Consider the following 24949-nt stretch of genomic DNA (forward strand, 5'->3'; position numbering starts at 1 on the left):
GTGACATGTGGAGCTGACGAATACTAATAGATCGAGGACTTAACCATATAATATGTAGCAATGTTATCTAGTTTTGAAGGAATATGCCTTCATAGTTTGGTGATGATGGCAGAGAGGTCACACCCGTTCCCATACCGAACACGGAAGTTAAGCTCTCTAGCGCCGATGGTAGTTGGGACCTTGTCCCTGTGAGAGTAGGACGTCGCCAAGCAACTAAAACACGAGTCAAATGACTCGTGTTTTTTCGTGTTTTATTTTATAATCCATAGTAATAAAAAATGTGTTTAAAGTATTTATATTTTGATTAAATACAGGGGAATGTGGCTAGGATAGTGAATAAGCAAAAGAGTTGCAAATTTTATTAATACGTATATAATTAAAGTCAAAGATAGTCAAAGTCAATAAAGGTGGCGGATAAATGAGAAATATATCTGATATCATTGAGCAATATCTAAAGCAAGTTATTGACTTAAGTAATAATAATGTGATTGAAATCAAGAGAAATGAGATTGCGGATCGATTCGAGTGCGTACCATCTCAAATCAATTATGTAATCAATACCCGTTTTACGTTAGAAAGAGGATTTGTAGTAGAAAGTAAACGTGGTGGAGGAGGTTACATTCGCATTATAAAAGTCAAGCTGCATGATGATATAGACATTATTGATCAAATGCTTCATATGATTGATCATAGCGTTGCGCAAGGGAATGCAGAAAGTATGATTATACGTTTAATAGAAGAGGGAATCATAACAAATCGTGAAGCGAAACTGATGTTAAGTGTAATAGACCGTTCTGTATTATCAATGGATGTTCCTTCTCGAGATGAACTTAGGGCTCGAATATTATGCGCAATGTTAAGAACACTGAAATATAAATAAATATAACTTTTGTAAAAGATTGATAACTAAGATAAAGCAGTTAAATATTGTAGAAGTTTTGAAAAAGAACATGCACTTTTATTTAAACGGATTCAGGAAAGCGAACAATCTAGTAATGTATGAAAAGTACCATGAGATAGAGCGTTTCTGTTGTAAAGGTGGGGATAGTGATGACTTGTCAAAACTGTAACATAAGACCAGCAACTTTACATTATACAAAAGTAATTAACGAGAAGAAGGCGGAAGTTCATCTTTGCGAGCAATGTGCAGAGCAAAGTGGCTATACGTCTTTCTTTCAATCATCGCAGTCTAACTTTTCATTTCATGATTTATTTGCTGGTTTATTACACGGTGAATCAACAATGTTTGAAGAAGGAAAAAATGGATTTTCAAATGCAGATATAGTAAGGTGTCCAGATTGTAAGATGACATATGAACAATTTACAAAAGTTGGACGTTTTGGCTGTTCTTCTTGTTACGATACATTTAAGGAGCATTTAAAGCCATTATTAAAACGCCTTCACGGTGGGCATACAGATCATTGTGGAAAAATTCCGGAGCGTATAGAAGGAAATATCCACTTAAAGAAAGAATTAGATGAACTAAAACTCATTCTGAAACAATACGTACAGAAAGAGGAATTTGAGAAAGCTGCAGAGGTAAGAGATAAGATTCGAGGTCTTGAAATACAGCTTAGTGAGCATAGAGAGGGGGAATAGTTCTATGTCACTGGACAAAATTATGAACGAAGCAATTAGTCCATGGATGAAGGGGGATGGCCCTGATTCTGATATTGTTTTAAGTAGTCGAATTCGTTTGGCTCGTAATTTTAAACAATATCAATTTTCCACTATGCAAAACGAAGAAGAAGCTAAACAGATTCATGAATTATTTAAAAAGAAATTTATAAATAAAGCGGTAGGATCCTTTGGGGAGTTTGGACTATTAAAGATGAATGAATTAACCCCTCTTCAAAGGAGAGTTTTAGTCGAAAAGCATTTAATTAGTCCAAATCTTGCAGGGACAGAATATGGAGCATGTCTACTATCAGAAAGTGAGCATATTAGTGTTATGCTTAATGAAGAAGACCATATTCGGATTCAGTGCCTATTTTCAGGATTACAGTTATCGGAGGCGCTTCAAAGTGCCAATCAAATAGATAATTGGATTGAGAAAGAAGTTGAATACGCCTTTGATGAATCACTTGGATATATTACGAGTTGTCCTACTAATGTTGGCACAGGGTTGAGAGCTTCTGTGATGATTCATTTACCGGGACTGGTTTTAACAAAAAGAATTAGCCGTATTATACAAGTAATTCAAAAATTAGGGTTAGTAGTAAGAGGAATATACGGTGAAGGTAGCGAAGCGTTAGGTAATATATTTCAAGTTTCAAATCAAATGACGCTAGGAAAGTCTGAAGAAGATATTATTGCAGATTTAAAGAGTGTCATTCAACAGATTATACAGCAAGAAAAAATGGCTAGAGAATTAATTGTACAAAATTCAAGTATTGAACTTGAAGATAAGGTTTATCGTTCTTACGGCATACTAGCAAACAGTCGTTTAATTCAATCTGCAGAAGCAGCTAATTGCTTATCGGATGTACGACTTGGTATTGATCTAGGATATATAAAAGGTATATCGAGAAATATTTTGACGGAGCTAATGGTTCTTACGCAACCAGGTATTTTACAACAATACGCAGGTGGACCTTTAGGGCCAGAAGAAAGAGATTATCGAAGAGCAACCTTAATCCGTGAGCGATTACGTATTGAAAAAAACTAAGCGCAAGTAGGAGGCGATTTCTATGATGTTTGGAAGATTTACAGAAAGAGCACAGAAAGTATTAGCTTTATCTCAAGAGGAAGCAATTCGTATTGGGCATAATAATATTGGAACAGAACATATTTTACTTGGGCTTGTACGCGAAGGTGAAGGAATTGCAGCAAAAGCATTAATTGCTCTTGGATTAAGTCCAGAGAAAGTTCAAAAAGAAGTAGAAGCGTTAATTGGGCGTGGAACAGAAGCTTCTCAAACTGTACATTATACACCTCGTGCTAAAAAGGTTATTGAATTATCTATGGATGAAGCGCGTAAGCTAGGCCATTCTTACGTTGGAACAGAACACATTTTACTCGGTTTAATCCGTGAAGGTGAAGGTGTAGCCGCACGTGTTTTAAATAATTTAGGTGTAAGTCTAAATAAAGCAAGACAGCAAGTTTTACAACTTCTTGGAAGTAATGAAGCTAGTTCAGGTCATCAAGGTGGTTCAGCAGCAAATGCAAATACACCGACACTTGACAGTTTAGCAAGGGACTTAACAGTTGTTGCGCGTGAAAATCGCTTAGACCCTGTTATTGGACGTGGTAAAGAAATTCAACGTGTAATTGAGGTATTAAGCCGTAGAACGAAAAACAACCCAGTATTAATTGGTGAGCCTGGTGTAGGTAAAACGGCAATTGCAGAAGGATTAGCACAGCAAATTGTAAATAATGAAGTTCCTGAAACTTTAAGAGATAAGCGTGTTATGACACTAGATATGGGTACAGTGGTAGCTGGAACGAAATATCGCGGTGAATTTGAAGATCGTTTAAAGAAAGTGATGGATGAAATTCGCCAAGCAGGTAATATTATTCTATTTATTGATGAGCTTCATACATTAATTGGTGCAGGTGGAGCAGAAGGTGCAATCGATGCATCGAATATTTTGAAACCATCTTTAGCACGAGGAGAGTTACAATGTATTGGGGCAACAACTTTAGATGAGTATCGTAAATATATTGAAAAAGACGCGGCTTTAGAAAGACGTTTTCAACCAATTCATGTTGATGAGCCAAGTTTAGAAGAATCGATTCAAATCTTGAAAGGTTTACGTGATCGTTATGAGGCGCATCACCGTGTATCTATTACAGATGACGCTATTGATGCAGCTGTAAAACTTTCAGATCGTTATATTACAGATCGCTTTTTACCGGATAAAGCAATTGATTTAATTGATGAAGCTGCTTCAAAAGTTCGCTTACGTTCTTATACAACACCACCAAACTTAAAAGAGCTTGAAGTGAAGCTTGAGGAGATTCGAAAAGAAAAAGATGCAGCTGTACAAAGTCAAGAATTTGAAAAGGCTGCATCCTTACGTGATATGGAGCAACGCTTACGTGAGAAGTTAGAAGATACAAAACGTCAATGGAAAGAGCAACAAGGAAAAGAAAATTCAGAGGTTACGGTAGAAGATATTGCAAATGTCGTTTCTACATGGACGCGTATCCCAGTTTCTAAACTTGCACAAACAGAGACTGATAAATTATTAAATTTAGAATCCATTCTTCATGATCGTTTGATTGGTCAAGATGAAGCAGTAGTAGCTGTAGCAAAAGCTGTTCGTCGTGCAAGAGCAGGATTAAAAGATCCGAAGCGCCCAATTGGTTCATTTATATTCTTAGGGCCAACAGGTGTAGGTAAAACAGAACTTGCAAGAGCACTGGCAGAATCTATGTTCGGTGATGAAGATGCAATGATTCGCATCGATATGTCAGAGTACATGGAGAAGCATTCTACTTCCCGTTTAGTTGGTTCTCCTCCAGGATACGTTGGATATGAAGAAGGTGGACAATTAACAGAGAAAGTTCGTCGCAAGCCATATTCAGTTGTCTTATTAGATGAGGTAGAGAAAGCTCATCCGGATGTGTTTAATATTTTACTACAAGTATTAGAAGATGGTCGTTTAACAGATTCTAAAGGACGTACAGTTGATTTCCGTAATACGATTGTTATTATGACGTCTAACGTTGGTGCTGAGGCGTTAAAACGTAACAAACATCTTGGATTTAATGTACAAGATGAAAGCCGTGATTATTCGGATATGAAAGGTAAAGTAATGGATGAGCTGAAAAAGGCATTTCGTCCAGAATTCTTAAACCGTATTGATGAAATTATCGTATTCCATATGCTTGAGAAAAAACATATTCAAGAGATTGTAACTCTTATGGTAAATCAGTTAGTGAATCGCTTAAAAGAACAAGAAATCGAGTTGCACTTAACAGAAGGGGCAATTTCAGCTATTGCTGATAAAGGATTTGATCGTGAGTACGGTGCTCGTCCGCTTCGTAGAGCAATTCAGAAACATGTAGAAGATAGACTATCAGAAGAACTTTTAAAAGGTGCTATTGAGAAAGGACAAAAAGTTATCTTTGATGTAGAAGGAGAATCATTTGTCATTCATAGTGCAGAAAAGGTAAAATAAGTATAGACAAACAAAGAGGGCTACGCGATAGCCCTCTTTCTTGTACGAGAAGGATAAACGTTTATAGACGAAAGTGAAGTGAACTATAAAAAGGTATGGCTAAAAAGAAAACGAAATTTATATGTCAAGAATGTGGTTATCAGTCACCAAAATATATGGGTAAATGTCCTGGATGTGGTCAATGGAATACACTTGTTGAAGAAATGGAGCCAGTTGTATCATCCAGGCGCCTTAATTACGCGAATGCAATTCAAACGGAAGTAACAAAACCAAGACGTCTTACCGAAGTAGAAACAAAGTCTGAGGCACGTATTGAAACGGAATTTCAAGAGTTTAACCGTGTGCTTGGTGGCGGAATTGTAGATGGGTCCTTAGTACTTATTGGTGGAGACCCTGGGATTGGAAAATCAACATTACTATTACAGATTTCATCGCAATTAGCAGATTCTTCATATGATGTATTATACATATCAGGTGAGGAGTCGGCAAAGCAGATTAAACTTCGTGCAGATCGTTTGCATGTAAAGGGTAGCAATCTATTTGTTGTAGCAGAGACAGACCTGCAGCGTATTGCAGCACATATTGAAGAGATGAATCCAGCTTTTGTTGTTATTGATTCTATTCAAACGATACATTTACCTGAAGTGACGTCGGCCCCAGGAAGTGTGGCACAAGTACGTGAATGCACAGCAGAATTAATGAAACTTGCAAAAACAAAAGGAATCCCTATTTTCATTGTTGGGCATGTGACAAAAGAAGGAGCAATTGCAGGACCTCGTATGTTAGAACATATGGTCGATGCAGTTCTTTATTTTGAAGGAGACCGACACCATACGTATCGTATTTTACGAGCTGTGAAGAACCGTTTTGGTTCCACGAATGAAATGGGTATCTTTGAAATGAAAGAGCTTGGTCTTGCGGAAGTTTTAAATCCTTCTGAAATCTTCCTTGAGGAAAGGCCGGTTGGTGTTGCAGGATCAACAGTAGTTGCTTCAATGGAAGGAACAAGACCGGTTTTAGTAGAAATACAAGCATTAATCTCCCCTACTAGTTTTGGAAATCCTCGAAGAATGGCGACAGGAATTGATCATAACCGTGTTTCGCTTATTATGGCAGTATTAGAAAAAAGAACAGGTTTACTATTGCAAAATCAAGATGCATATTTAAAAGTAGCTGGTGGTTTGAAATTAGACGAACCGGCAATTGATTTAGCGGTGGCTTTAAGTATAGCCTCAAGTTTTAGGGATAAATCTACGGCACCAGCTGATGCAGTAATAGGAGAAGTAGGATTAACTGGAGAAATAAGAAGAGTATCAAGAATTGAACAACGTGTACAAGAAGCAGCTAAATTAGGATTTCAACGTGTAATTATTCCTAGAAAAAACTTAGGAGGATGGACAATTCCGGATGGGATTGAGGTTGTAGGTGTTTCTAATTTAGGGGAAGCGCTTCGTTTGACATTAGGAGGCTAGGCTATGGAAGAAAATAAGCAACGTGTCAAAAGTATGATTAATATTTTACAGCTCGTGGCCCCAGGAACACCATTGCGCGAAGGGATAGATAATGTACTTCGCGCGCAAACAGGGGGACTAATTGTTCTTGGATATAATGAGCAGATTAAAAGTATTGTTGATGGTGGTTTTCACATTAATTGTGCATTCTCTCCTGCTAGTTTATATGAATTAGCAAAAATGGACGGGGCACTTATTTTAAATGAAACGGGAAGTAAAATTTTAATAGCGAATGCACAGTTAGTTCCAGAGGCATCTATTGATTCTATTGAAACAGGTATGCGTCACCGAACAGCAGAACGTGTAGCGAAGCAGACTGGAAGCCTTGTTGTGGCCATTTCACAAAGACGTAACGTAATTACGCTATATCAAGGGAACTTACGTTATACACTAAAAGATATAGGTGTTATTTTAACAAAGGCAAATCAAGCTATTCAAACGTTAGAAAAATATAAGGCTGTATGGAATGATGGTATTACGAATTTGGGCATTCTAGAATTTGAAGAGGTCGTTACAATGTCCGAGGTAGTTCACGTTTTACATAGTGTTGAAATGGTACTGCGTATTAAAAATGAAATATTGAGCTATATTCATGAGCTAGGAACAGAAGGTAGGTTAATCCGTTTACAACTTACAGAATTACTAGCTGATTTAGAGGCAGAGGCAGCATTGTTAATTAAAGATTACCATCAGGAGAAAACACAAGACCATCATCAAATTTTGAAAAGGTTACAGGACCTTGCAAATACACAACTTTTAGAGGATAGTGATTTAGTTAAATTACTTGGCTACCCAGGGCAAACCAGTTTAGAAGAAAGTGTGACGCCAAGGGGATATCGAATTACAAGCAAAATCTCTCGTGTTCCGCCACTTATCATTGAAAATTTAATTAATCGATTCAAAACGTTGCAAGGAGTTTGTCGTGCGACTATTCATGAATTGGATGATGTGGAAGGAATTGGAGAAGTAAGGGCGAAGAAAATACGAGAAGGCCTAAAAAGAATTCAAGAGCATCTCTATATGAGTAGACACAATTAAGAATATTACATTGATTCTATAATATAACGACACTAGAACATTTTTGGTATATGATATGATATATTGGTAAATAAAACTATTTATAAAAAAACACGTCCGCTTTTGCATTCGGCGTTTTGATTAGCGAAACAATGGTTAATAATGAGTAGGAGGTGGTTGGATGTTAAAACGGATCGTACAGCTCTTCTTTCTAGTAATCGGGGGAGCGTTAGGGATTTACTTAATCCCAAAAGTTATTAATGTATTAGACATCGGTGCGGTTCCTTTATTGGAAGGATCGTATGTTCGTGCAATTATTGGTGCAATTATTTTATTTTTAACAACATTTTGGCTTGTAGATTATATTGTTCAACTTATTAAGCATATTGAAGAGGCTCTTGTAAAGGCGCCTGTAGCAGATGTTTTATTTGGTACATTAGGGTTGATCTCTGGTCTTATTGTTGCATATTTAATTTTAATACCAATTCGTGAATTTACAATTCCAGTTATTAGCACGGTGTTGCAAGTGTTCTTTACTCTTTTACTTGGATATTTAGGATTCCAAGTAGGATTTAAAAAGAGGAATGAATTGCTAGGATTATTTACATTACCCCAACGTGGAGGTAAGAAGAAAAACAATAGTGAGAACGAAGAGATAGAGGTAGAAAAATCTACGGCTCATTGGAAAATTCTCGATACGAGTGTAATTATTGATGGACGTATTGCTGATATTTGCCAAACGAAGTTTTTAGAAGGAACAATTGTGATTCCACAATTCGTATTAGAAGAGCTTCAGCATATTGCCGATTCTTCCGATGCTTTAAAGCGTAATCGTGGTCGCAGAGGGCTAGATATTTTAAATCGTATTCAAAAAGAGATGCCGATTCCGGTAGAAATTTATGAAGGCGATTTCGAGGATATCCAAGAGGTGGATAGCAAACTTGTAAAGTTAGCAAAAATCACCGGTGGAACTGTAGTAACGAATGATTTCAACTTAAATAAAGTTTCTGAATTACAAGGAGTAACGGTGTTAAACATTAATGATTTAGCTAATGCAATTAAACCAGTTGTACTCCCTGGCGAAGAATTAAATGTTTATGTTGTGAAAGATGGTAAAGAGCAAAACCAAGGTGTTGCGTACTTAGATGATGGTACGATGATTGTAGTAGAAGATGGTAGAGAGTATGTAGGTTCGCAACTTAATGTGCTGGTTACTAGCGTATTACAAACATCGGCTGGTCGTATGATTTTCGCGAAACGTAAATTATTAGAAAAAGCATTATAGGTAGAGGATTATTAATATGTATACATTAATTATTCCGGCAGCCGGTCAAGGAAAGCGGATGGGTGCTGGCAAAAATAAGTTGTTCTTACTTATAAATGAAGTACCGATTATCGTGCATACATTACGTGCTTTTGAAGGAGATAAAGCGTGCAAAAGTATTGTTATGGCAATTAACGAAGAGGAACGCCCGTATTTTGAAGAATTAATGCAGAAGTATCCAATTGAAAAACAGGTACAATTTATTCAGGGTGGAGCCGAAAGACAAGATAGTGTATATAATGCGATTCAGCATGCGAGTGATGTTGAATATGTTCTTGTGCATGACGGAGCGCGCCCATTCGTAACGGATAAAGTGATTCAAAATGTATTAACAGCAGCAGAAAAATATGGAGCTTCCATTTGTGCAGTGCCAGTAAAGGATACAGTTAAGAAAGTAGAGCAAGGTGTTGTTGTCGAAACGGTAGAACGATCTCAGCTTAAGGCTGTACAAACACCGCAAGGGTTCTCTGTTTCTCTTTTGCTAGAAGCTCATAGAAGTGCAAAACAGAGCTGTTTTCTTGGTACAGATGATGCAAGTCTCGTGGAACGCATTGGTAAGCAAGTAGGTGTGGTAGAGGGGAGTTACTATAATATTAAAGTGACGACTCCAGAGGATTTACTAATTGCTGAAAGTTTCCTTCATGTTCAGAAAAAATAGCCGTGATGGTGTATAACAAAGGAAAGCTCGGCAATGGCCGGGCTTTTCTTTGTAAGGATATCAATATAATATAGAGTCATAAAGCTCAGTGGTTTAGCTCAAGGAGGATGTAAAGAATGTTTCGAATTGGACAAGGTTTTGATGTGCATGAATTTGCGGAAGGTAGACCGTTAATTATTGGCGGAATTACAATTCCACACGAGAAAGGATTAATCGGTCATTCAGATGCAGATGTATTGTTACATACGATTGCTGATGCATGTTTAGGTGCTATTGCAGCAGGAGATATCGGAAAGCATTTTCCAGATACAGACCCAGCTTTTAAAGATGCAGATTCAGCTGTATTGTTACAAAAAGTTTGGGCATTTGTGCGGGAACAAGGTTACGAGTTAGGGAATTTAGATTGTACAATTATTGCTCAAAAGCCGAAAATGGCACCGCATATTGAAAGTATGCGTAAACGTATTAGTGAACTGTTAGAAACGTCTATAGATAACATTAATGTAAAGGCAACAACAACAGAAAAATTAGGATTTACAGGTAGGGAAGAAGGAATTGCTTCTCAAGCAGTGGTATTATTACAGAAAAAATAATGGTTTTTAATTCGTAAGATGGATAATCACATTTTTTTGTTGTACAATTATAGAATGTGTAGACATTAAGAATGGAAGGTGTACCAATTATGGAAAAGCAAGTGAGAGTGCGCTATGCGCCAAGTCCAACAGGACACTTACATATCGGAAATGCGCGTACGGCATTATTTAATTATTTATTTGCTCGTCATTTAGATGGCAAGTTTATTATTCGTATTGAAGATACTGATGTGAAACGTAACGTGGCTGGTGGAGAAGAAAGCCAATTAAAATACTTAAAATGGCTCGGTATGGACTGGGATGAAGGTGTTGATGTTGGTGGTGAATTTGGACCATATCGTCAAACAGAGCGTTTAGATATTTATAAAAAATTATATCTAGATTTATTAGAGCGTGGTTTAGCTTACAAATGTTATATGACAGAAGAAGAGCTAGAAGCAGAGCGTGAAGGTCAAATTTCGCGTGGTGAAACACCTCGTTATGCAGGTAACCACCGTGATTTAACTGAAGAACAAATGAAAGAATTTGAAGCTGAGGGACGTATTCCGAGTATTCGTTTCCGTGTACCAGCTGATCGTGATTACACATTCAAAGACATCGTAAAAGACGAAGTTGCATTCCATTCAAATGATTTTGGTGATTTTGTTATCGTGAAAAAAGATGGAATCCCAACTTATAACTTTGCGGTAGCAGTAGATGATCACTTAATGGAGATTACACATGTACTTCGTGGTGATGATCATATTTCAAACACGCCAAAACAAATGATGATTTATGAAGCTTTCGGTTGGGATATCCCACAATTCGGTCATATGACTTTAATTGTAAATGAAAGTCGCAAAAAATTAAGCAAGCGTGATGAATCTATTATTCAATTTATTGAGCAATATAAAGAGCTTGGATATCTTCCAGAAGCAATCTTTAACTTTATTGCGCTATTAGGTTGGTCACCAGTAGGTGAAGAAGAAATCTTCTCTCAAGATGAGTTTATCAAAATGTTTGATGCAGCTCGTTTATCAAAATCACCTGCATTATTTGATTCCCAAAAACTAAAATGGATGAACAACCAGTATATGAAAAAGCAAGATTTAGATACGGTTGTAGAGTTAAGTTTACCGCATTTAGTGAAAGCTGGACGTGTGGGAGAAACTTTAAGTGAACAAGACCAAGCTTGGATCCGTGGCGTGATTGCTTTATACCATGAACAAATGAGTTTTGGGGCTGAAATTGTAGAGCTTTCTGAAATGTTCTTTAAAGATCATGTTGATTATGAAGAAGAAGGACAAGAAGTATTAAATGGTGAACAAGTACCTGAAGTACTTCGTGCATTTGCTGGTCAAATAGAAGCTTTAGAAGAAATGGAGCCAGCGGCAATTAAGGCGGCAATTAAAGCAGTTCAAAAGGAAACAGGACATAAAGGTAAAAATTTATTTATGCCAATCCGTGTTGCAACTACAGGACAAACGCATGGTCCAGAGCTTCCGAATGCTATTGCACTTCTTGGAAAAGAAAAAGTTTTAAATCGTCTTCAAAAAGTAATTGGTTAACATTTTCTAGGTTTAGAAATATAATAAGTATACCTAAAACCTAATAAGGAAAAGCGACGAGAAGGAGAAGTAGAAAATCAGGCTTTTTACAGAGAGAACCACCTTTAGGCTGGGAGTGGTTTATAAGCAGATTTTTGAAATGCCCCTTCGAGTCTTCTGCTGAACAGCGAATTGTTTCGTGGGACGTCTTAGGATGCAAAGTAAGCAGAAGCGGTGTACACCGTTATCATGGATGAGTTTGAGGCTTTTTTAAGCCTAAACAGAGTGGAACCGCGCTTAAAAGGCGTCTCTGTCAATATGACAGAGACGCCTTTTTTTTATACCGTGTAAATAGGTATGAATATAGAATTTATCTCCCTATATAAGGAATTAGGGGATAAGTGATGAGTTAGGGGAGTTAGTTCGCTCGACAAAAAGCAGCCCATAAAGGGGAGGGAACACCGATGTTTAAGAGGCTTCGGGAAGATATTGAAGTCGTTTTTGAACAGGATCCAGCGGCAAGAGGTTATTTCGAAGTCATTTTAACTTACTCTGGATTACATGCAGTTTGGGCTCATCGAATTGCACATGCTTTTTATAAAAGAGATTTTTTCTTTCTTGCACGTTTTGTTTCACAAGTTAGTCGCTTTTTTACTGGCATTGAGATTCATCCAGGCGCAACTATTGGTCGACGCTTTTTCATAGACCATGGAATGGGAGTTGTAATTGGAGAAACTTGTGAAATTGGTGATAATGTAACAATTTATCAAGGGGTTACATTAGGTGGTACAGGAAAAGAAAAAGGAAAGAGGCATCCGACAATTCAGGATAATGTATTAATTGCGACGGGTGCTAAAGTCCTTGGTTCTATTACTGTGGGAGAGAATTCTAAAATCGGGGCAGGGTCTGTCGTATTAAAAGAAGTTCCTGCACATTCTACAGTTGTAGGTATACCTGGCAGAGTCGTTATTCAAAATGGAGTAAAGATTGGTCAAGAATTAAATCACTCTGACCTTCCGGATCCAATTTTTGATAAATTAAAGGCTATGGAAGTAGAACTTGATAAATTGAAGAAACAACTGGAAGTAAAGGTAGAAAGGAAGGATAAAAATGACTATTCACATTTATAATACGTTAACACGCCAAAAAGAAGAGTTTGTTCCATTAGAAGAAAATAAGGTAAAGATGTATGTATGCGGACCTACAGTTTATAACTACATTCATATTGGGAATGCAAGACCTCCTATGGTATTCGATACAGTACGTCGTTATTTAGAATATAAAGGATACGATGTGCAATACGTATCTAACTTTACGGACGTAGATGATAAATTAATTAAAGCGGCAAATGAATTAGGTGAAGATGTACCGACAATTGCTGATCGTTTTGTTGAAGCGTACTTTGAAGATGTAACAGCGCTAGGTTGCAAACACGCAACAGTTCATCCTCGTGTAACAGAAAATATGGACATCATTATTGAATTTATTCAAGAGCTTGTGAATAAAGGGTATGCATATGAATCAGAGGGTGATGTGTACTTTAAAACGAAGGAATTCGAAGGTTACGGTAAATTATCACATCAACCAATCGCGGATTTACGTCACGGTGCTCGTATTGAGGTAGGAGAAAAGAAACAAGATCCTCTTGATTTTGCTTTATGGAAAGCTGCGAAAGAAGGAGAAATCTTCTGGGAAAGCCCTTGGGGGAAAGGACGTCCAGGGTGGCATATTGAATGCTCAGCTATGGCACGTAAGTACTTAGGGGATACAATCGATATTCATGCTGGTGGTCAAGACTTGGCGTTCCCACATCATGAAAATGAAATTGCGCAGTCGGAGGCATTGACTGGGAAAACGTTTGCACGTTACTGGATGCATAATGGATATATTAATATTAACAATGAGAAGATGTCTAAATCGCTTGGTAACTTTATTTTAGTTCACGATATTATTAAGCAATACGACCCGCAGTTAATTAGATTCTTTATGTTATCAGTACACTATCGTCATCCGATTAACTTTAGTGAAGAGTTATTACAAAGTACGAATAATGGACTGGAAAGAATTAAAACAGCTTATGGAAACTTAAAGCATCGTATGGAAAGCAGTACGGATTTAACAGACCATAATGAGAAATGGTTAGCTGAAATAGAGAAATTCCAGACTGCATTTGAAGAGGCGATGAATGATGACTTTAACACCGCGAATGCAATTACCGAATTATACAATGTAGCCAATCATGCAAATCAATATTTACTTGAAGAGCATACATCTAAAGTTGTGATCGAAGCATACGTAAAACAACTGGAAACGTTATTTGATATTTTAGGATTAGAATTAACACAAGAAGGATTGCTGGATGAAGAAATTGAAGAACTTATCCAAAAGCGCATTGAGGCGCGTAAAAATCGCGATTTCGCATTGTCTGATCAAATTCGCGACGATTTAAAAGAACGTAATATTATTTTAGAAGATACCGCTCAAGGTACAAGATGGAAAAGAGGATAAGAATGATTGATGCAAAGCAATTAAACAGCTTGGCGTTAGCGTATATGGGTGATGCGGTATATGAACAATATATCCGCTATCACCTCCTTCAAAAAGGAAAGGTTCGCCCTAATCAATTACATCGCTTAGGGACGAGCTTTGTTTCAGCAAAAGCACAGGCAAAAGTTGTTTATCATTTATTAGAGACGGCATTTTTGACAGAGGAAGAAGAGGCGGTATTAAGAAGAGGGCGTAATGCAAATTCGGGTACAGTGCCGAAAAATACGGATGTACAAACATATCGACATAGTACAGCCTTTGAAGCGCTAATTGGTTATCATCATTTATTAAATAACCGTGAAAGATTAGACGAAATTGTATATAAGGCAATTGCAGTTTTAGAAGAAAAGGAAGGGGGCACATCATCATGAGCAGTGAATATATTATCGGACGTAACCCTGTAATTGAAGCGTTACGATCAGGGAGAGATATTAATAAAATTTGGATCGCAGAAGGTGCTGCCAAAGGACAGGTACAGATTGTACTAGCGTTAGCGAAAGAAAATAAGGTTATTTTACAACACGCACCAAAGAAAAAGTTAGATCAATTAGTTGAGGGGAATCATCAAGGTGTAATTGCTCAAGTAGCTGCATATCAGTATGCGGAGTTAGAAGATTTATTCAAAGTGGCAGAAAAACGTAATGAAGATCCATTCTTCTTAATTTTAGATGAGATTGAAGATCCGCATAACCTAGGTTCTATTATGCGTACCGCTGATGCGACAGGAGCTCATGGAATTATTATTCCAAAGAGAAGGGCTGTGGGGCTTACAGCGTCAGTTGCGAAAGCATCAACAGGAGCAATTGAATACATTCCTGTTGCGCGCGTAACGAATTTATCCCGTACAATTGATGAATTAAAAGAACGTGGACTTTGGATTGCTGGTACAGATGCCAAAGGGAAAACGGATTACCGTAATTTAGATGGTAAAATGCCAATTGGGTTAGTAATTGGTAGTGAAGGAAAAGGTATGAGTCGTATTATTGGTGAAAAGTGTGATTTCCTAATCACTCTACCGATGGTTGGTAAAGTTACATCCTTAAATGCTTCCGTAGCCGCAAGTTTGTTAATGTATGAGGTATATCGTAAACGTCACGAAATTGGTAAATAAAAGATGAACGATATTTTAATCGTTGACGGTTACAACATTATCGGAGCTTGGGGAGATTTGAAGAAACTGCGGGATGTAGATTTACAATCATCAAGAGATGCGCTTATTGATAAGATGGCGGATTATCAAGGTTATACAGGCACAAAAGTGATGATAGTCTTTGATGCCTATACAGTACATGGTATTGAAAAAAAGATGAAACAATCTCGTGTGGAAGTAATATTCACACGAAAGAATCAAACTGCAGACGAAAAGATAGAGCAACTTGCGATAGAGCTTAGAAATATAAATACACGAATATATGTTGCGACTTCTGATTACACGGAACAATGGGTTATATTTGCGCAAGGTGCCCTTCGGAAATCTGCGCGTGAATTAGAGTTGGAAGTACAGGCAATGGAGCAACAAGTAAGAAGGCGTACAAAAGACACGAAAGAACAGCAACCCGCCATGCGAAAGATATTTAGTAAAGATATTACAGAAAAATTAGAAAAATTAAGAAGAGGAGAGCGTTGAAGCATTGACGCTCTTTGTCTTTTTACTGTATAATATTGCTAAATAAATAGCGGTCGGAGGGATCAAGGTGGAAGCAGGCTTCGTAAGTGTAGGCGACGTTACATTTCGTGATTTAGAAGATGAGGCAATCGTTGAGTTAGTTCGAAAAGGTAATACTGACGCTCTAGAATATTTAATTCACAAATATAAGAACTTTGTTCGCGCGAAATCAAGATCTTACTTTTTAGTGGGTGCCGATCGAGAAGACATTGTTCAAGAAGGTATGATAGGGTTGTTTAAAGCAATTCGTGATTATAAAGAGGACAAGCTGTCTTCATTCAAAGCATTTGCTGAACTGTGTATCACTCGACAAATTATTACCGCTATTAAAACGGCGACAAGACAAAAACATATTCCCTTAAATTCGTATGTGTCTTTAGATAAGCCGATTTACGATGAGGAATCTGATCGAACATTATTGGATGTTATTTCTGAAGCGAAGGTAACTGATCCTGAAGAAATGATTATTAGCCAAGAAGAATATACAGACATAGAATCAAAAATATCTGAATTATTAAGCGATTTAGAAAGAAAAGTACTTTCTTTATATCTAGATGGGCGTTCTTATCAAGAGATTTCAGAACAGTTAAACAGACATGTGAAATCTATTGATAACGCTTTACAGCGGGTGAAGAGGAAATTGGAGCGATATATGGAAATGCGAGAAAGTACAAGTTTAAATTCATAACAAATAACAAGTGCAACAGGTGTAAAATAAATCACCTGTTTTCTTTTGTAGAGAGTACAAAATGCATGTCATTGACATTGTCTTTTATTGTATGATACATTTTTAGGGACATAATGTTACAAGGTTGGTGTAACTAATGAGGAAAAAAGTTGTACTCTCATGTGAAGAGTGTAAAAATCGAAACTACTCTACTATGAAAGATACGAGCTCAATAGAGCGACTTGAAATAAAAAAGTTTTGTAAAACATGCAATCAGCATACAGTTCACAAGGAAACAAAATAAATAATTGAAATAATACACTGGAGGTCCCGCAGATGCGTTTAACGAACTTTTTCGGCGATGTAGGTCGCGAAATGAAAAAAGTAAGTTGGCCTAAAAAAGATGAATTACTCCGCTCAACAGCGACTGTTGTTGCTACAGTTGTGTTCTTTGCGATTTTCTTCGCAGTAGTTGATATGGGCATTTCTTCTTTAATTCGGTTAATTCTTGGTTAATTCTTGAATAAGAAGCACTTATCCATGATATAATGTTATTTATAAGAACTGTGTAAAAGCCCGGTGAACGGGTTTTTTCATTTGCGCAAAAAAATGTACGTCAGGGAGGGAAGGACGCTCGTCCTAAATGAATGGAAAAAAGTTGGTATGTTGTCCATACTTATTCTGGATATGAAAATAAAGTAAAAGCAAACCTAGAGAAGCGTGTAGAATCAATGGGTATGCAAGATAAAATTTTCCGTGTTGTTGTCCCGGAAGAAGTAGAAGTAGAAATGAAAAACGGAAAAGAAAAATTAATGAAAAGAAAAGTGTTCCCAGGTTATGTATTAGTAGAATTAATCATGACTGATGATTCTTGGTATGTTGTACGTAACACGCCGGGTGTAACTGGGTTCGTTGGTTCTTCTGGTTCTGGATCTAAACCATCACCTCTATTAGAAGAGGAAGTTGTTACCATTATGAAACATATGGGAATGGACAACGAAGTGGTTGATTTCGACTTTGAACTTCATGAGACAGTACGTGTAAATGAGGGGCCATTCGCAGATTATACAGGTGCTATTGAAGAAATTGATGTGGAGAAGAAAAAGGTTAGCGTACTTGTGGACATGTTTGGTCGCGAGACTCCAGTTGAACTTGACTTCCATCAAATTGAAAAATTATAAAATGAAACTTGAAATGAATTGTAAAAAGTGATAATATCTTTTAAGTCAGTACGTCTTCGTTATCGGAGACGTTTTTTGAAAGATTTTATCCTTACAGATAAAATATGACGTGGGAGGGCAAATCACTGTCCAATTGACCACATCACGGACTTAAGGAGGTGTGTCTCGTGGCTAAAAAGGTAATTAAAATGGTAAAGCTTCAAATTCCTGCAGGTAAAGCTAACCCAGCTCCACCAGTTGGTCCAGCATTAGGACAAGCAGGTGTTAACATCATGGGCTTCTGTAAAGAGTTTAACGCTCGTACAGCAGATCAAGCTGGTCTTATCATCCCTGTTGAAATTACGGTATTTGAGGACCGTTCATTCACTTTCATTACTAAAACTCCTCCTGCTGCTGTTCTTCTTAAGAAAGTAGCTGGTATTGAGTCTGGTTCTGGTGAACCAAACCGTAATAAAGTGGCAACTGTTAAGCGTGATAAAGTACGCGAAATCGCTGAAACTAAAATGCCTGACCTAAACGCTGCTAGCGTAGAAGCTGCAATGCGTATGGTTGAAGGTACTGCACGCAGTATGGGCATCGTTATCGAAGACTAATTCGATTTGTTTTTAAAAAAGGTTGCGGGTCTGGAATTCCAATTCGCAACCTTTATTATCGTAAATGATTATTGTTTTTAAATAAATGGATGGCGCTCATCCTCAGGTTATACCTGAAAACAGGCGTAAACGTGGGAGGTTATTCCGCTAAAACCACATTCGAGGAGGAAATAAAAATGGCTAAAAGAGGTAAAAAGTACGTAGAAGCTGCAAAGCTTGTTGATCGTGCATCTGCTTACTCTGCAACAGAAGCAGTAGAATTAGTAAAGAAAACAAACACAGCTAAATTTGATGCAACTGTAGAAGCTGCATTCCGTTTAGGTGTTGACCCTAAGAAAGCTGACCAACAAATCCGTGGTGCAGTTGTTCTTCCACACGGTACTGGTAAAGTACAACGTGTATTAGTGTTCGCTAAAGGTGAAAAAGCTAAAGAAGCTGAAGCTGCTGGAGCTGACTTCGTAGGCGATACTGATTACATCGGTAAAATCCAACAAGGTTGGTTCGATTTCGATGTAGTGGTAGCAACTCCTGACATGATGGGTGAAGTTGGTAAACTTGGTCGCGTATTAGGACCTAAAGGTTTAATGCCAAACCCTAAAACTGGAACAGTTACTTTCGATGTAACTAAAGCTGTTAACGAAATCAAAGCTGGTAAAGTTGAATACCGCGTTGATAAAGCTGGTAACATCCACGTTCCAATCGGTAAAGTATCTTTCGAAGATGCTAAATTAGTAGAAAACTTCAAAACAATCGCTGACACTTTATTAAAAGTTAAGCCATCTGCTGCAAAAGGTACTTACATGAAGAACGTAACAGTTGCTTCTACAATGGGACCTGGCGTACGTGTAGACGTTTCTACATTAGCGTAAAAATTGGAAGTTGACTTCATAAAGAAGATTTAATATAATCATTTATGTTGTGAATTTAAATAGTGTACCGTAGACAGTAGGTGTCAATAGACTTAATTTCCTACCTAGGTGTTAATATACGAAACGGAATTTTTTTCTGTGACTATATGCCTCCATGTCTACAAGTTGGGCATGGAGGTTTTTAGTGCACTTTCGGTACATCTTCTATATAATCTACAGGAGGTGTAATAACATGAGCAAAGTAATCGAAACTAAACAACAAGTTGTAACTGAAATCGCGGACAAACTTCGTGCTAGTAAATCTACAATCGTTGTTGACTACCGTGGTTTAACAGTTTCTGAAGCAACAGAATTACGTAAGCAATTACGTGAAGCTGGCGTTGAGTTCAAAGTTTACAAAAACTCTCTAACTCGTCGTGCTGCAGAATCTGCTGAAATGGCTGAGTTAAACGAATTCTTAACAGGACCAAACGCAATCGCGTTCAGTAACGAGGATGTAGTTGCTCCTGCGAAAGTATTAAACGACTTCGCTACAAAACATGAAGCTTTAGAAATTAAAGCGGGCGTAATCGAAGGTAAACTTGTAACACTTGATGAGGTTAAAGCAATCGCTACTCTTCCATCACGTGAAGGCTTACTTTCTATGCTTCTTAGCGTTCTTCAAGCTCCAATCCGTAACCTTGCACTTGCTACTAAAGCAGTTGCAGAACAAAAGGAAGAGCAAGGCGCTTAATTTTTTAAAAGATAATTACTTGTTATCTATAAAACAATACAAACCTATTTAAGGGAGGATATTTACAATGACTAAAGAACAAATCATTGAAGCAGTTAAATCTATGACTGTATTAGAACTTAACGGCTTAGTAAAAGCTATCGAGGAAGAATTCGGCGTAACTGCTGCTGCTCCTGTAGCTGTAGCTGGTGGCGCTGGTGAAGCTGCTGCTGAAAAAACTGAGTTTGACGTAGTACTTGCAAGTGCTGGCGCTCAAAAAATCAAAGTTATCAAAGCTGTACGTGAAATCACTGGTCTTGGCTTAAAAGAAGCTAAAGAATTAGTTGACAACACTCCAAAAGCAATCAAAGAAGGCGTTTCTAAAGAGGAAGCTGAAGAAATGAAAGCTAAACTTGAAGAAGTTGGCGCTGCTGTAGAAGTTAAGTAATTAACTTTTGATGCTTTAAAAAAAGCTCGCTCTCATGCGAGCTTTTTTTTAACTGTAAAGAAAAGAGGTGGCCATATGGCAGACCATTATTTTTCTAACGACCCTTCTAGTAAAAGTGATCGTAAACGATGGGAATTTCCACTTCGTGGATCTCAATTTACTTTTTTATCTGACCATGGGGTGTTTTCGAAAAACGAGGTGGACTTTGGTTCCCGTCTTTTAATTGAAGCGTTTCAAATGCCGGATATTAAAGGTGATATATTAGACGTAGGTTGTGGATACGGTCCTATTGGTTTGTCGTTAGCGAAAGAGTTTCAAGGTTGTGAAGTTCACATGGTGGATGTGAATGAAAGGGCGCTTGGGCTTGCGAAAGAAAATGCCGCTAATAACAGAATCGAGAATATACGTATTTTTCAAAGTAGCGTCTATGAAAATGTAGATGGCAAGTATGCTGCTATTCTATCTAACCCTCCAATTCGTGCGGGTAAAGATATCGTACATGAGATTTTAGAAAAAGCTGTGGAGTATTTAGTTCCAGGTGGAGAACTTTGGATTGTTATTCAAAAGAAGCAAGGTGCACCATCTGCGCTGAAAAAACTAGAAGAAGTATTTTCTGAAGTTGAGGTTGTAGAAAAGAAAAAAGGATATTATATCATAAAATCAAAAAAACGTTGACGGTTATTTTTGGCTATGTTAACATTATACAATGCCAATATATGATTTTCTGCGTTGAGAAAGATGTATATTTTTGTTTCTCTTGGAAAAGATAGTAAAATCAGCAGATTATGAAACAGAATGATGGTTTTCTTATAGAAGCCATTTTTCTTTTTTGAGCAGGTAGAAAGACTCAACGTATTTATCTTTAAGAGAAAAAGACTACGCTAATAGCAGTAGTTGTATTTATTTGTGATTTTGCACAAATTTTTTTGTGCATTTATAATACTCATGATTTGAGGGGTGAAGCAGTTGACAGGTCAACTAGTTCAATACGGACGCCACCGCCAACGAAGAAGTTATGCCCGTATTAGTGAAGTATTAGAGTTACCAAATCTTATCGAAATTCAAACCTCTTCTTATCAGTGGTTTCTTGATGAGGGTTTGCGAGAAATGTTCCAAGACATTTCTCCGATTGAAGACTTTACGGGAAATCTATCGCTTGAATTTATCGACTACAGCTTAGGTGAACCTAAATACTCTGTAGACGAATGCAAAGAGCGTGATGTGACGTATGCAGCACCACTTCGTGTAAAAGTGCGTCTAATCAACAAGGAAACTGGTGAAGTAAAAGAACAAGATGTGTTCATGGGAGATTTCCCACTCATGACAGAGACTGGAACATTCGTAATTAACGGTGCAGAACGTGTTATCGTTTCCCAGTTAGTTCGCTCTCCAAGCGTATACTATAGTGGCAAAGTGGATAAAAACGGAAAACGTGGTTTTACTGCTACTGTAATTCCAAACCGCGGAGCTTGGTTAGAGTATGAGACAGATGCTAAGGATGTTGTATATGTGCGTATTGACCGTACGCGTAAACTTCCTGTAACTGTTTTGTTACGCGCATTAGGGTTTGGCTCTGATCAAGAAATCACCGAGCTTTTAGGTGATAACGAATACTTAAGCAACACATTAGAAAAAGACAACACAGATAGCACAGAAAAAGCATTGCTTGAAATTTATGAGCGTCTACGTCCTGGTGAACCACCAACAGTAGAAAATGCTAAGAGCTTACTTGTGTCTCGTTTCTTCGATCCAAAGCGCTACGATTTAGCAAATGTAGGTCGCTATAAGATCAACAAGAAGTTACACATTAAAAACAGATTGTTTAATCAACGTTTAGCTGAAACGTTAGTGGATCCAGAAACTGGTGAAATTTTAGCGACAGAAGGAACAATCTTAGATCGTCGTACACTTGATCGCATTTTACCTTACTTAGAGAAAAACATTGGATTCAAAACAGCGAAACCAATGGGTGGAGTGGTAGAAGGCGATGTTGAGCTGCAATCTATTAAGATTTATGCTCCTGAGTCGGAAGGCGAACGCGTAATTAATGTAATTGGTAATGCAAATATTACTCGTGATGTGAAACACATCACACCAGGTGATATCCTTGCTTCTATCAGTTACTTCTTCAACCTACTATACAAAGTAGGGGATACAGATGATATTGACCATTTAGGAAACCGTCGTCTGCGTTCTGTTGGAGAACTATTACAAAATCAATTCCGTATCGGTCTTTCTCGTATGGAACGTGTTGTTCGTGAGAGAATGTCGATCCAAGATACGAATGCAATTACACCACAGGCACTAATTAATATTCGTCCTGTTATTGCATCTATTAAAGAGTTCTTCGGAAGTTCTCAGTTATCTCAGTTCATGGACCAAACAAATCCATTAGCAGAGTTAACTCACAAACGAAGACTATCTGCATTAGGACCTGGTGGTTTAACGCGTGAGCGCGCAGGCTTTGAAGTACGTGACGTTCATTACTCCCACTACGGTCGTATGTGTCCGATTGAAACACCAGAGGGACCAAACATCGGTTTAATTAACTCATTATCTTCGTTCGCGAAAGTAAATGAGTTTGGTTTCATTGAAACACCATACCGTCGTGTTGACCCAGAAACTGGTCTTGTAACAGGGCATGTTGATTATTTAACAGCAGATGAAGAAGATAACTATGTTGTAGCCCAAGCGAATATGAAATTATCTGATGAAGGTGAATTCCTAAGTGAAGATATCGTAGCTCGTTTCCGTGGTGAAAATATTGTAACAAATAGAGAACGCATCGACTACATGGATGTATCTCCAAAACAAGTAGTGTCGGCAGCGACAGCTTGTATTCCGTTCTTAGAAAACGATGACTCTAACCGCGCACTTATGGGAGCGAACATGCAACGTCAGGCGGTTCCGTTAATGAATCCGGAATCTCCGATTGTAGGTACAGGTATGGAGTACGTATCAGCAAAAGACTCAGGTGCTGCAGTAATCTGTAAACATCCTGGTGTTGTTGAGCGCGTAGAAGCACGTGAAGTTTGGGTACGCCGCTATGTAGAGGTTGACGGTCAAACAGTAAAGGGCGACTTAGATCGCTACAAAATGCAAAAATTCATTCGTTCTAACCAAGGAACTTGTTACAACCAACGTCCAATCGTAAGTGTTGGAAATGAAGTTGTAAAAGGTGAAATCCTTGCGGATGGTCCTTCTATGGAATTAGGTGAACTAGCACTTGGACGTAACGTGCTTGTTGGCTTCATGACTTGGGACGGTTATAACTACGAGGATGCGATCATCATGAGTGAGCGCCTTGTAAAAGATGATGTGTACACTTCTATTCATATTGAAGAATATGAATCAGAAGCTCGTGATACGAAGCTTGGACCAGAAGAAATTACACGTGACATTCCAAACGTTGGGGAAGACGCATTACGTAACCTTGACGAGCGCGGTATCATTCGCGTTGGTGCTGAAGTAAAAGATGGAGATTTACTTGTTGGTAAAGTAACACCTAAAGGTGTAACAGAATTAACAGCTGAAGAACGTCTATTACATGCTATCTTTGGAGAAAAAGCGCGTGAAGTACGTGATACATCACTACGTGTACCACACGGTGGTGGCGGTATTATCTTGGACGTAAAAGTATTCAATCGTGAAGATGGCGATGAATTGCCACCAGGCGTGAATCAACTTGTACGTGCATATATCGTTCAAAAACGTAAAATTTCTGAAGGTGACAAGATGGCCGGACGTCACGGTAACAAAGGTGTTATCTCTCGTATTTTACCAGAAGAAGATATGCCTTACTTACCAGACGGTACGCCAATCGATATCATGTTAAACCCATTAGGGGTACCATCTCGTATGAATATCGGTCAGGTATTAGAGCTTCATCTTGGTATGGCAGCAAGATACCTTGGCATTCACATTGCAACACCAGTATTCGATGGTGCTCGTGAGGAAGATGTTTGGGGCACAATTGAAGAAGCTGGTATGGCAAATGATGCGAAAACAATCCTGTATGACGGACGTACTGGTGAACCATTCGATAACCGCGTATCTGTTGGTGTCATGTATATGATTAAACTTGCGCACATGGTTGACGATAAACTTCATGCTCGTTCTACTGGACCATACTCACTTGTAACGCAGCAACCTCTGGGAGGTAAAGCTCAGTTCGGTGGACAGCGTTTCGGTGAGATGGAGGTTTGGGCACTTGAAGCTTACGGTGCTGCTTATACTCTTCAAGAAATCTTAACAGTGAAGTCTGATGATGTTGTTGGACGTGTTAAGACGTATGAAGCAATTGTTAAAGGTGAAAATGTTCCAGAACCAGGCGTTCCTGAATCATTCAAAGTATTGATTAAAGAACTGCAAAGTTTAGGTATGGACGTTAAAATGATGTCAATCAACGACACAGAAATTGAAATGCGTGATACAGAAGATGACGATGATCATCAATCAGCAGATAAATTGAATGTTGAAGTTGAGACAACTAAGGAATAATTGGGATAACC

General features: G+C 38.0%; 25 protein-coding genes, 1 rRNA gene and 2 other annotated features. All 26 genes read left to right on the plus strand.

What is annotated here, in order from left to right; translation table 11 throughout:
• The first annotated feature begins 95 nt into the window (after positions 1-95).
• The 26 genes from rrf (at position 96) to rpoB (ending at position 24938) form a co-directional block, all read left to right on the plus strand.
• Positions 96-211 (plus strand): 5S ribosomal RNA (gene rrf / locus ACODS7_RS12845).
• 207 nt (positions 212-418) lie between these two features.
• A complete protein-coding gene (gene ctsR / locus ACODS7_RS12850; protein WP_001244560.1) occupies positions 419-880 on the plus strand; it encodes a transcriptional regulator CtsR in 462 nt (153 codons plus the stop codon).
• Between the two features lie 170 nt (positions 881-1050).
• On the plus strand, positions 1051-1599 hold the full coding sequence (gene mcsA / locus ACODS7_RS12855) for a protein-arginine kinase activator protein McsA (RefSeq protein WP_016084037.1): 549 nt from the start codon (positions 1051-1053) through the stop codon (positions 1597-1599).
• Between the two features lie 4 nt (positions 1600-1603).
• The gene (mcsB, locus tag ACODS7_RS12860) at positions 1604-2668 is read left to right on the plus strand and encodes a protein-arginine kinase McsB (RefSeq protein WP_000050837.1); all 1065 of its coding nucleotides are present in this window, start codon (positions 1604-1606) and stop codon (positions 2666-2668) included.
• 22 nt (positions 2669-2690) lie between these two features.
• Positions 2691-5126: an ATP-dependent protease ATP-binding subunit ClpC gene (clpC, locus tag ACODS7_RS12865; protein WP_016084035.1), complete on the plus strand. Its 2436-nt coding sequence runs from the start codon at positions 2691-2693 to the stop codon at positions 5124-5126.
• A gap of 95 nt (positions 5127-5221) precedes the next feature.
• Positions 5222-6598: a DNA repair protein RadA gene (gene radA / locus ACODS7_RS12870; protein ID WP_016084034.1), complete on the plus strand. Its 1377-nt coding sequence runs from the start codon at positions 5222-5224 to the stop codon at positions 6596-6598.
• A 3-nt stretch (positions 6599-6601) separates the two neighbouring features.
• The gene (gene disA / locus ACODS7_RS12875) at positions 6602-7675 is read left to right on the plus strand and encodes a DNA integrity scanning diadenylate cyclase DisA (protein WP_016084033.1); all 1074 of its coding nucleotides are present in this window, start codon (positions 6602-6604) and stop codon (positions 7673-7675) included.
• A gap of 160 nt (positions 7676-7835) precedes the next feature.
• Complete coding sequence (locus tag ACODS7_RS12880; RefSeq protein WP_016084032.1) at positions 7836-8939, plus strand: PIN/TRAM domain-containing protein; 1104 nt, start codon at positions 7836-7838, stop codon at positions 8937-8939.
• 16 nt (positions 8940-8955) lie between these two features.
• The gene (ispD, locus tag ACODS7_RS12885) at positions 8956-9636 is read left to right on the plus strand and encodes a 2-C-methyl-D-erythritol 4-phosphate cytidylyltransferase (RefSeq protein ID WP_016084031.1); all 681 of its coding nucleotides are present in this window, start codon (positions 8956-8958) and stop codon (positions 9634-9636) included.
• A 116-nt stretch (positions 9637-9752) separates the two neighbouring features.
• On the plus strand, positions 9753-10229 hold the full coding sequence (ispF, locus tag ACODS7_RS12890) for a 2-C-methyl-D-erythritol 2,4-cyclodiphosphate synthase (protein WP_016084030.1): 477 nt from the start codon (positions 9753-9755) through the stop codon (positions 10227-10229).
• A gap of 89 nt (positions 10230-10318) precedes the next feature.
• Positions 10319-11776 (plus strand): glutamate--tRNA ligase, encoded by a 1458-nt coding sequence (gene gltX / locus ACODS7_RS12895; protein ID WP_029441422.1) that lies wholly within the window; start codon positions 10319-10321, stop codon positions 11774-11776.
• Between the two features lie 47 nt (positions 11777-11823).
• Positions 11824-12070: a binding site (T-box leader), on the plus strand.
• Positions 12071-12219: 149 nt separating this feature from the next.
• Positions 12220-12885: a serine O-acetyltransferase gene (gene cysE, locus ACODS7_RS12900; protein WP_000476495.1), complete on the plus strand. Its 666-nt coding sequence runs from the start codon at positions 12220-12222 to the stop codon at positions 12883-12885.
• The gene (gene cysS, locus ACODS7_RS12905) at positions 12866-14263 is read left to right on the plus strand and encodes a cysteine--tRNA ligase (protein ID WP_016084028.1); all 1398 of its coding nucleotides are present in this window, start codon (positions 12866-12868) and stop codon (positions 14261-14263) included. The genes cysE and cysS overlap by 20 nt, the downstream gene beginning before the upstream one ends.
• 2 nt (positions 14264-14265) lie before the next feature.
• Positions 14266-14673, plus strand: a complete 408-nt coding sequence (locus tag ACODS7_RS12910; protein ID WP_000564261.1) for a Mini-ribonuclease 3 — start codon at positions 14266-14268, stop codon at positions 14671-14673.
• Positions 14670-15413, plus strand: coding sequence for a 23S rRNA (guanosine(2251)-2'-O)-methyltransferase RlmB (gene rlmB / locus ACODS7_RS12915; RefSeq protein WP_000093762.1), 744 nt, complete (start codon positions 14670-14672; stop codon positions 15411-15413). Before ACODS7_RS12910 ends, rlmB begins: the two co-directional genes overlap by 4 nt.
• Before the next feature lie 3 nt (positions 15414-15416).
• Positions 15417-15929 carry an NYN domain-containing protein gene (locus ACODS7_RS12920; protein ID WP_000997887.1) on the plus strand — a complete coding sequence of 171 codons (513 nt, stop codon included), beginning with the start codon at positions 15417-15419 and terminating at the stop codon, positions 15927-15929.
• A gap of 67 nt (positions 15930-15996) precedes the next feature.
• Positions 15997-16656 carry an RNA polymerase factor sigma-70 gene (locus tag ACODS7_RS12925; protein WP_016084027.1) on the plus strand — a complete coding sequence of 220 codons (660 nt, stop codon included), beginning with the start codon at positions 15997-15999 and terminating at the stop codon, positions 16654-16656.
• Between the two features lie 136 nt (positions 16657-16792).
• Positions 16793-16939, plus strand: coding sequence for a 50S ribosomal protein L33 (gene rpmG, locus ACODS7_RS12930; RefSeq protein ID WP_014481927.1), 147 nt, complete (start codon positions 16793-16795; stop codon positions 16937-16939).
• Positions 16940-16971: 32 nt separating this feature from the next.
• Complete coding sequence (gene secE / locus ACODS7_RS12935) at positions 16972-17151, plus strand: preprotein translocase subunit SecE (RefSeq protein WP_001241323.1); 180 nt, start codon at positions 16972-16974, stop codon at positions 17149-17151.
• Between the two features lie 131 nt (positions 17152-17282).
• Positions 17283-17816: a transcription termination/antitermination protein NusG gene (nusG, locus tag ACODS7_RS12940; protein WP_000415794.1), complete on the plus strand. Its 534-nt coding sequence runs from the start codon at positions 17283-17285 to the stop codon at positions 17814-17816.
• Positions 17817-17983: 167 nt separating this feature from the next.
• The gene (rplK, locus tag ACODS7_RS12945) at positions 17984-18409 is read left to right on the plus strand and encodes a 50S ribosomal protein L11 (protein ID WP_001085872.1); all 426 of its coding nucleotides are present in this window, start codon (positions 17984-17986) and stop codon (positions 18407-18409) included.
• Between the two features lie 176 nt (positions 18410-18585).
• A complete protein-coding gene (rplA, locus tag ACODS7_RS12950) occupies positions 18586-19278 on the plus strand; it encodes a 50S ribosomal protein L1 (RefSeq protein ID WP_002094239.1) in 693 nt (230 codons plus the stop codon).
• Between the two features lie 49 nt (positions 19279-19327).
• Positions 19328-19471: a sequence feature (ribosomal protein L10 leader region), on the plus strand.
• Between the two features lie 39 nt (positions 19472-19510).
• Complete coding sequence (gene rplJ / locus ACODS7_RS12955) at positions 19511-20011, plus strand: 50S ribosomal protein L10 (protein ID WP_000048718.1); 501 nt, start codon at positions 19511-19513, stop codon at positions 20009-20011.
• 67 nt (positions 20012-20078) lie between these two features.
• On the plus strand, positions 20079-20438 hold the full coding sequence (gene rplL / locus ACODS7_RS12960) for a 50S ribosomal protein L7/L12 (RefSeq protein ID WP_243168402.1): 360 nt from the start codon (positions 20079-20081) through the stop codon (positions 20436-20438).
• A gap of 75 nt (positions 20439-20513) precedes the next feature.
• The gene (locus ACODS7_RS12965; protein WP_016084026.1) at positions 20514-21113 is read left to right on the plus strand and encodes a class I SAM-dependent methyltransferase; all 600 of its coding nucleotides are present in this window, start codon (positions 20514-20516) and stop codon (positions 21111-21113) included.
• A 291-nt stretch (positions 21114-21404) separates the two neighbouring features.
• Positions 21405-24938: a DNA-directed RNA polymerase subunit beta gene (gene rpoB, locus ACODS7_RS12970; RefSeq protein WP_016084025.1), complete on the plus strand. Its 3534-nt coding sequence runs from the start codon at positions 21405-21407 to the stop codon at positions 24936-24938.
• The last annotated feature ends 11 nt before the right edge of the window (positions 24939-24949 follow it).

The sequence above is a fragment of the Bacillus sp. FG16 genome (genome assembly GCF_057809515.1).

Coding starts and splice junctions, on each gene's coding strand:
- ctsR (WP_001244560.1), top strand. CDS start 419: ATGAGAAATATATCTGATATCATTGAGCAATATCTAAAGCAAGTTATT.
- mcsA (WP_016084037.1), top strand. CDS start 1,051: ATGACTTGTCAAAACTGTAACATAAGACCAGCAACTTTACATTATACA.
- mcsB (WP_000050837.1), top strand. CDS start 1,604: ATGTCACTGGACAAAATTATGAACGAAGCAATTAGTCCATGGATGAAG.
- clpC (WP_016084035.1), top strand. CDS start 2,691: ATGATGTTTGGAAGATTTACAGAAAGAGCACAGAAAGTATTAGCTTTA.
- radA (WP_016084034.1), top strand. CDS start 5,222: ATGGCTAAAAAGAAAACGAAATTTATATGTCAAGAATGTGGTTATCAG.
- disA (WP_016084033.1), top strand. CDS start 6,602: ATGGAAGAAAATAAGCAACGTGTCAAAAGTATGATTAATATTTTACAG.
- ACODS7_RS12880 (WP_016084032.1), top strand. CDS start 7,836: ATGTTAAAACGGATCGTACAGCTCTTCTTTCTAGTAATCGGGGGAGCG.
- ispD (WP_016084031.1), top strand. CDS start 8,956: ATGTATACATTAATTATTCCGGCAGCCGGTCAAGGAAAGCGGATGGGT.
- ispF (WP_016084030.1), top strand. CDS start 9,753: ATGTTTCGAATTGGACAAGGTTTTGATGTGCATGAATTTGCGGAAGGT.
- gltX (WP_029441422.1), top strand. CDS start 10,319: ATGGAAAAGCAAGTGAGAGTGCGCTATGCGCCAAGTCCAACAGGACAC.
- cysE (WP_000476495.1), top strand. CDS start 12,220: ATGTTTAAGAGGCTTCGGGAAGATATTGAAGTCGTTTTTGAACAGGAT.
- cysS (WP_016084028.1), top strand. CDS start 12,866: ATGACTATTCACATTTATAATACGTTAACACGCCAAAAAGAAGAGTTT.
- ACODS7_RS12910 (WP_000564261.1), top strand. CDS start 14,266: ATGATTGATGCAAAGCAATTAAACAGCTTGGCGTTAGCGTATATGGGT.
- rlmB (WP_000093762.1), top strand. CDS start 14,670: ATGAGCAGTGAATATATTATCGGACGTAACCCTGTAATTGAAGCGTTA.
- ACODS7_RS12920 (WP_000997887.1), top strand. CDS start 15,417: ATGAACGATATTTTAATCGTTGACGGTTACAACATTATCGGAGCTTGG.
- rpmG (WP_014481927.1), top strand. CDS start 16,793: ATGAGGAAAAAAGTTGTACTCTCATGTGAAGAGTGTAAAAATCGAAAC.
- secE (WP_001241323.1), top strand. CDS start 16,972: ATGCGTTTAACGAACTTTTTCGGCGATGTAGGTCGCGAAATGAAAAAA.
- nusG (WP_000415794.1), top strand. CDS start 17,283: ATGGAAAAAAGTTGGTATGTTGTCCATACTTATTCTGGATATGAAAAT.
- rplA (WP_002094239.1), top strand. CDS start 18,586: ATGGCTAAAAGAGGTAAAAAGTACGTAGAAGCTGCAAAGCTTGTTGAT.
- rplJ (WP_000048718.1), top strand. CDS start 19,511: ATGAGCAAAGTAATCGAAACTAAACAACAAGTTGTAACTGAAATCGCG.
- rplL (WP_243168402.1), top strand. CDS start 20,079: ATGACTAAAGAACAAATCATTGAAGCAGTTAAATCTATGACTGTATTA.
- ACODS7_RS12965 (WP_016084026.1), top strand. CDS start 20,514: ATGGCAGACCATTATTTTTCTAACGACCCTTCTAGTAAAAGTGATCGT.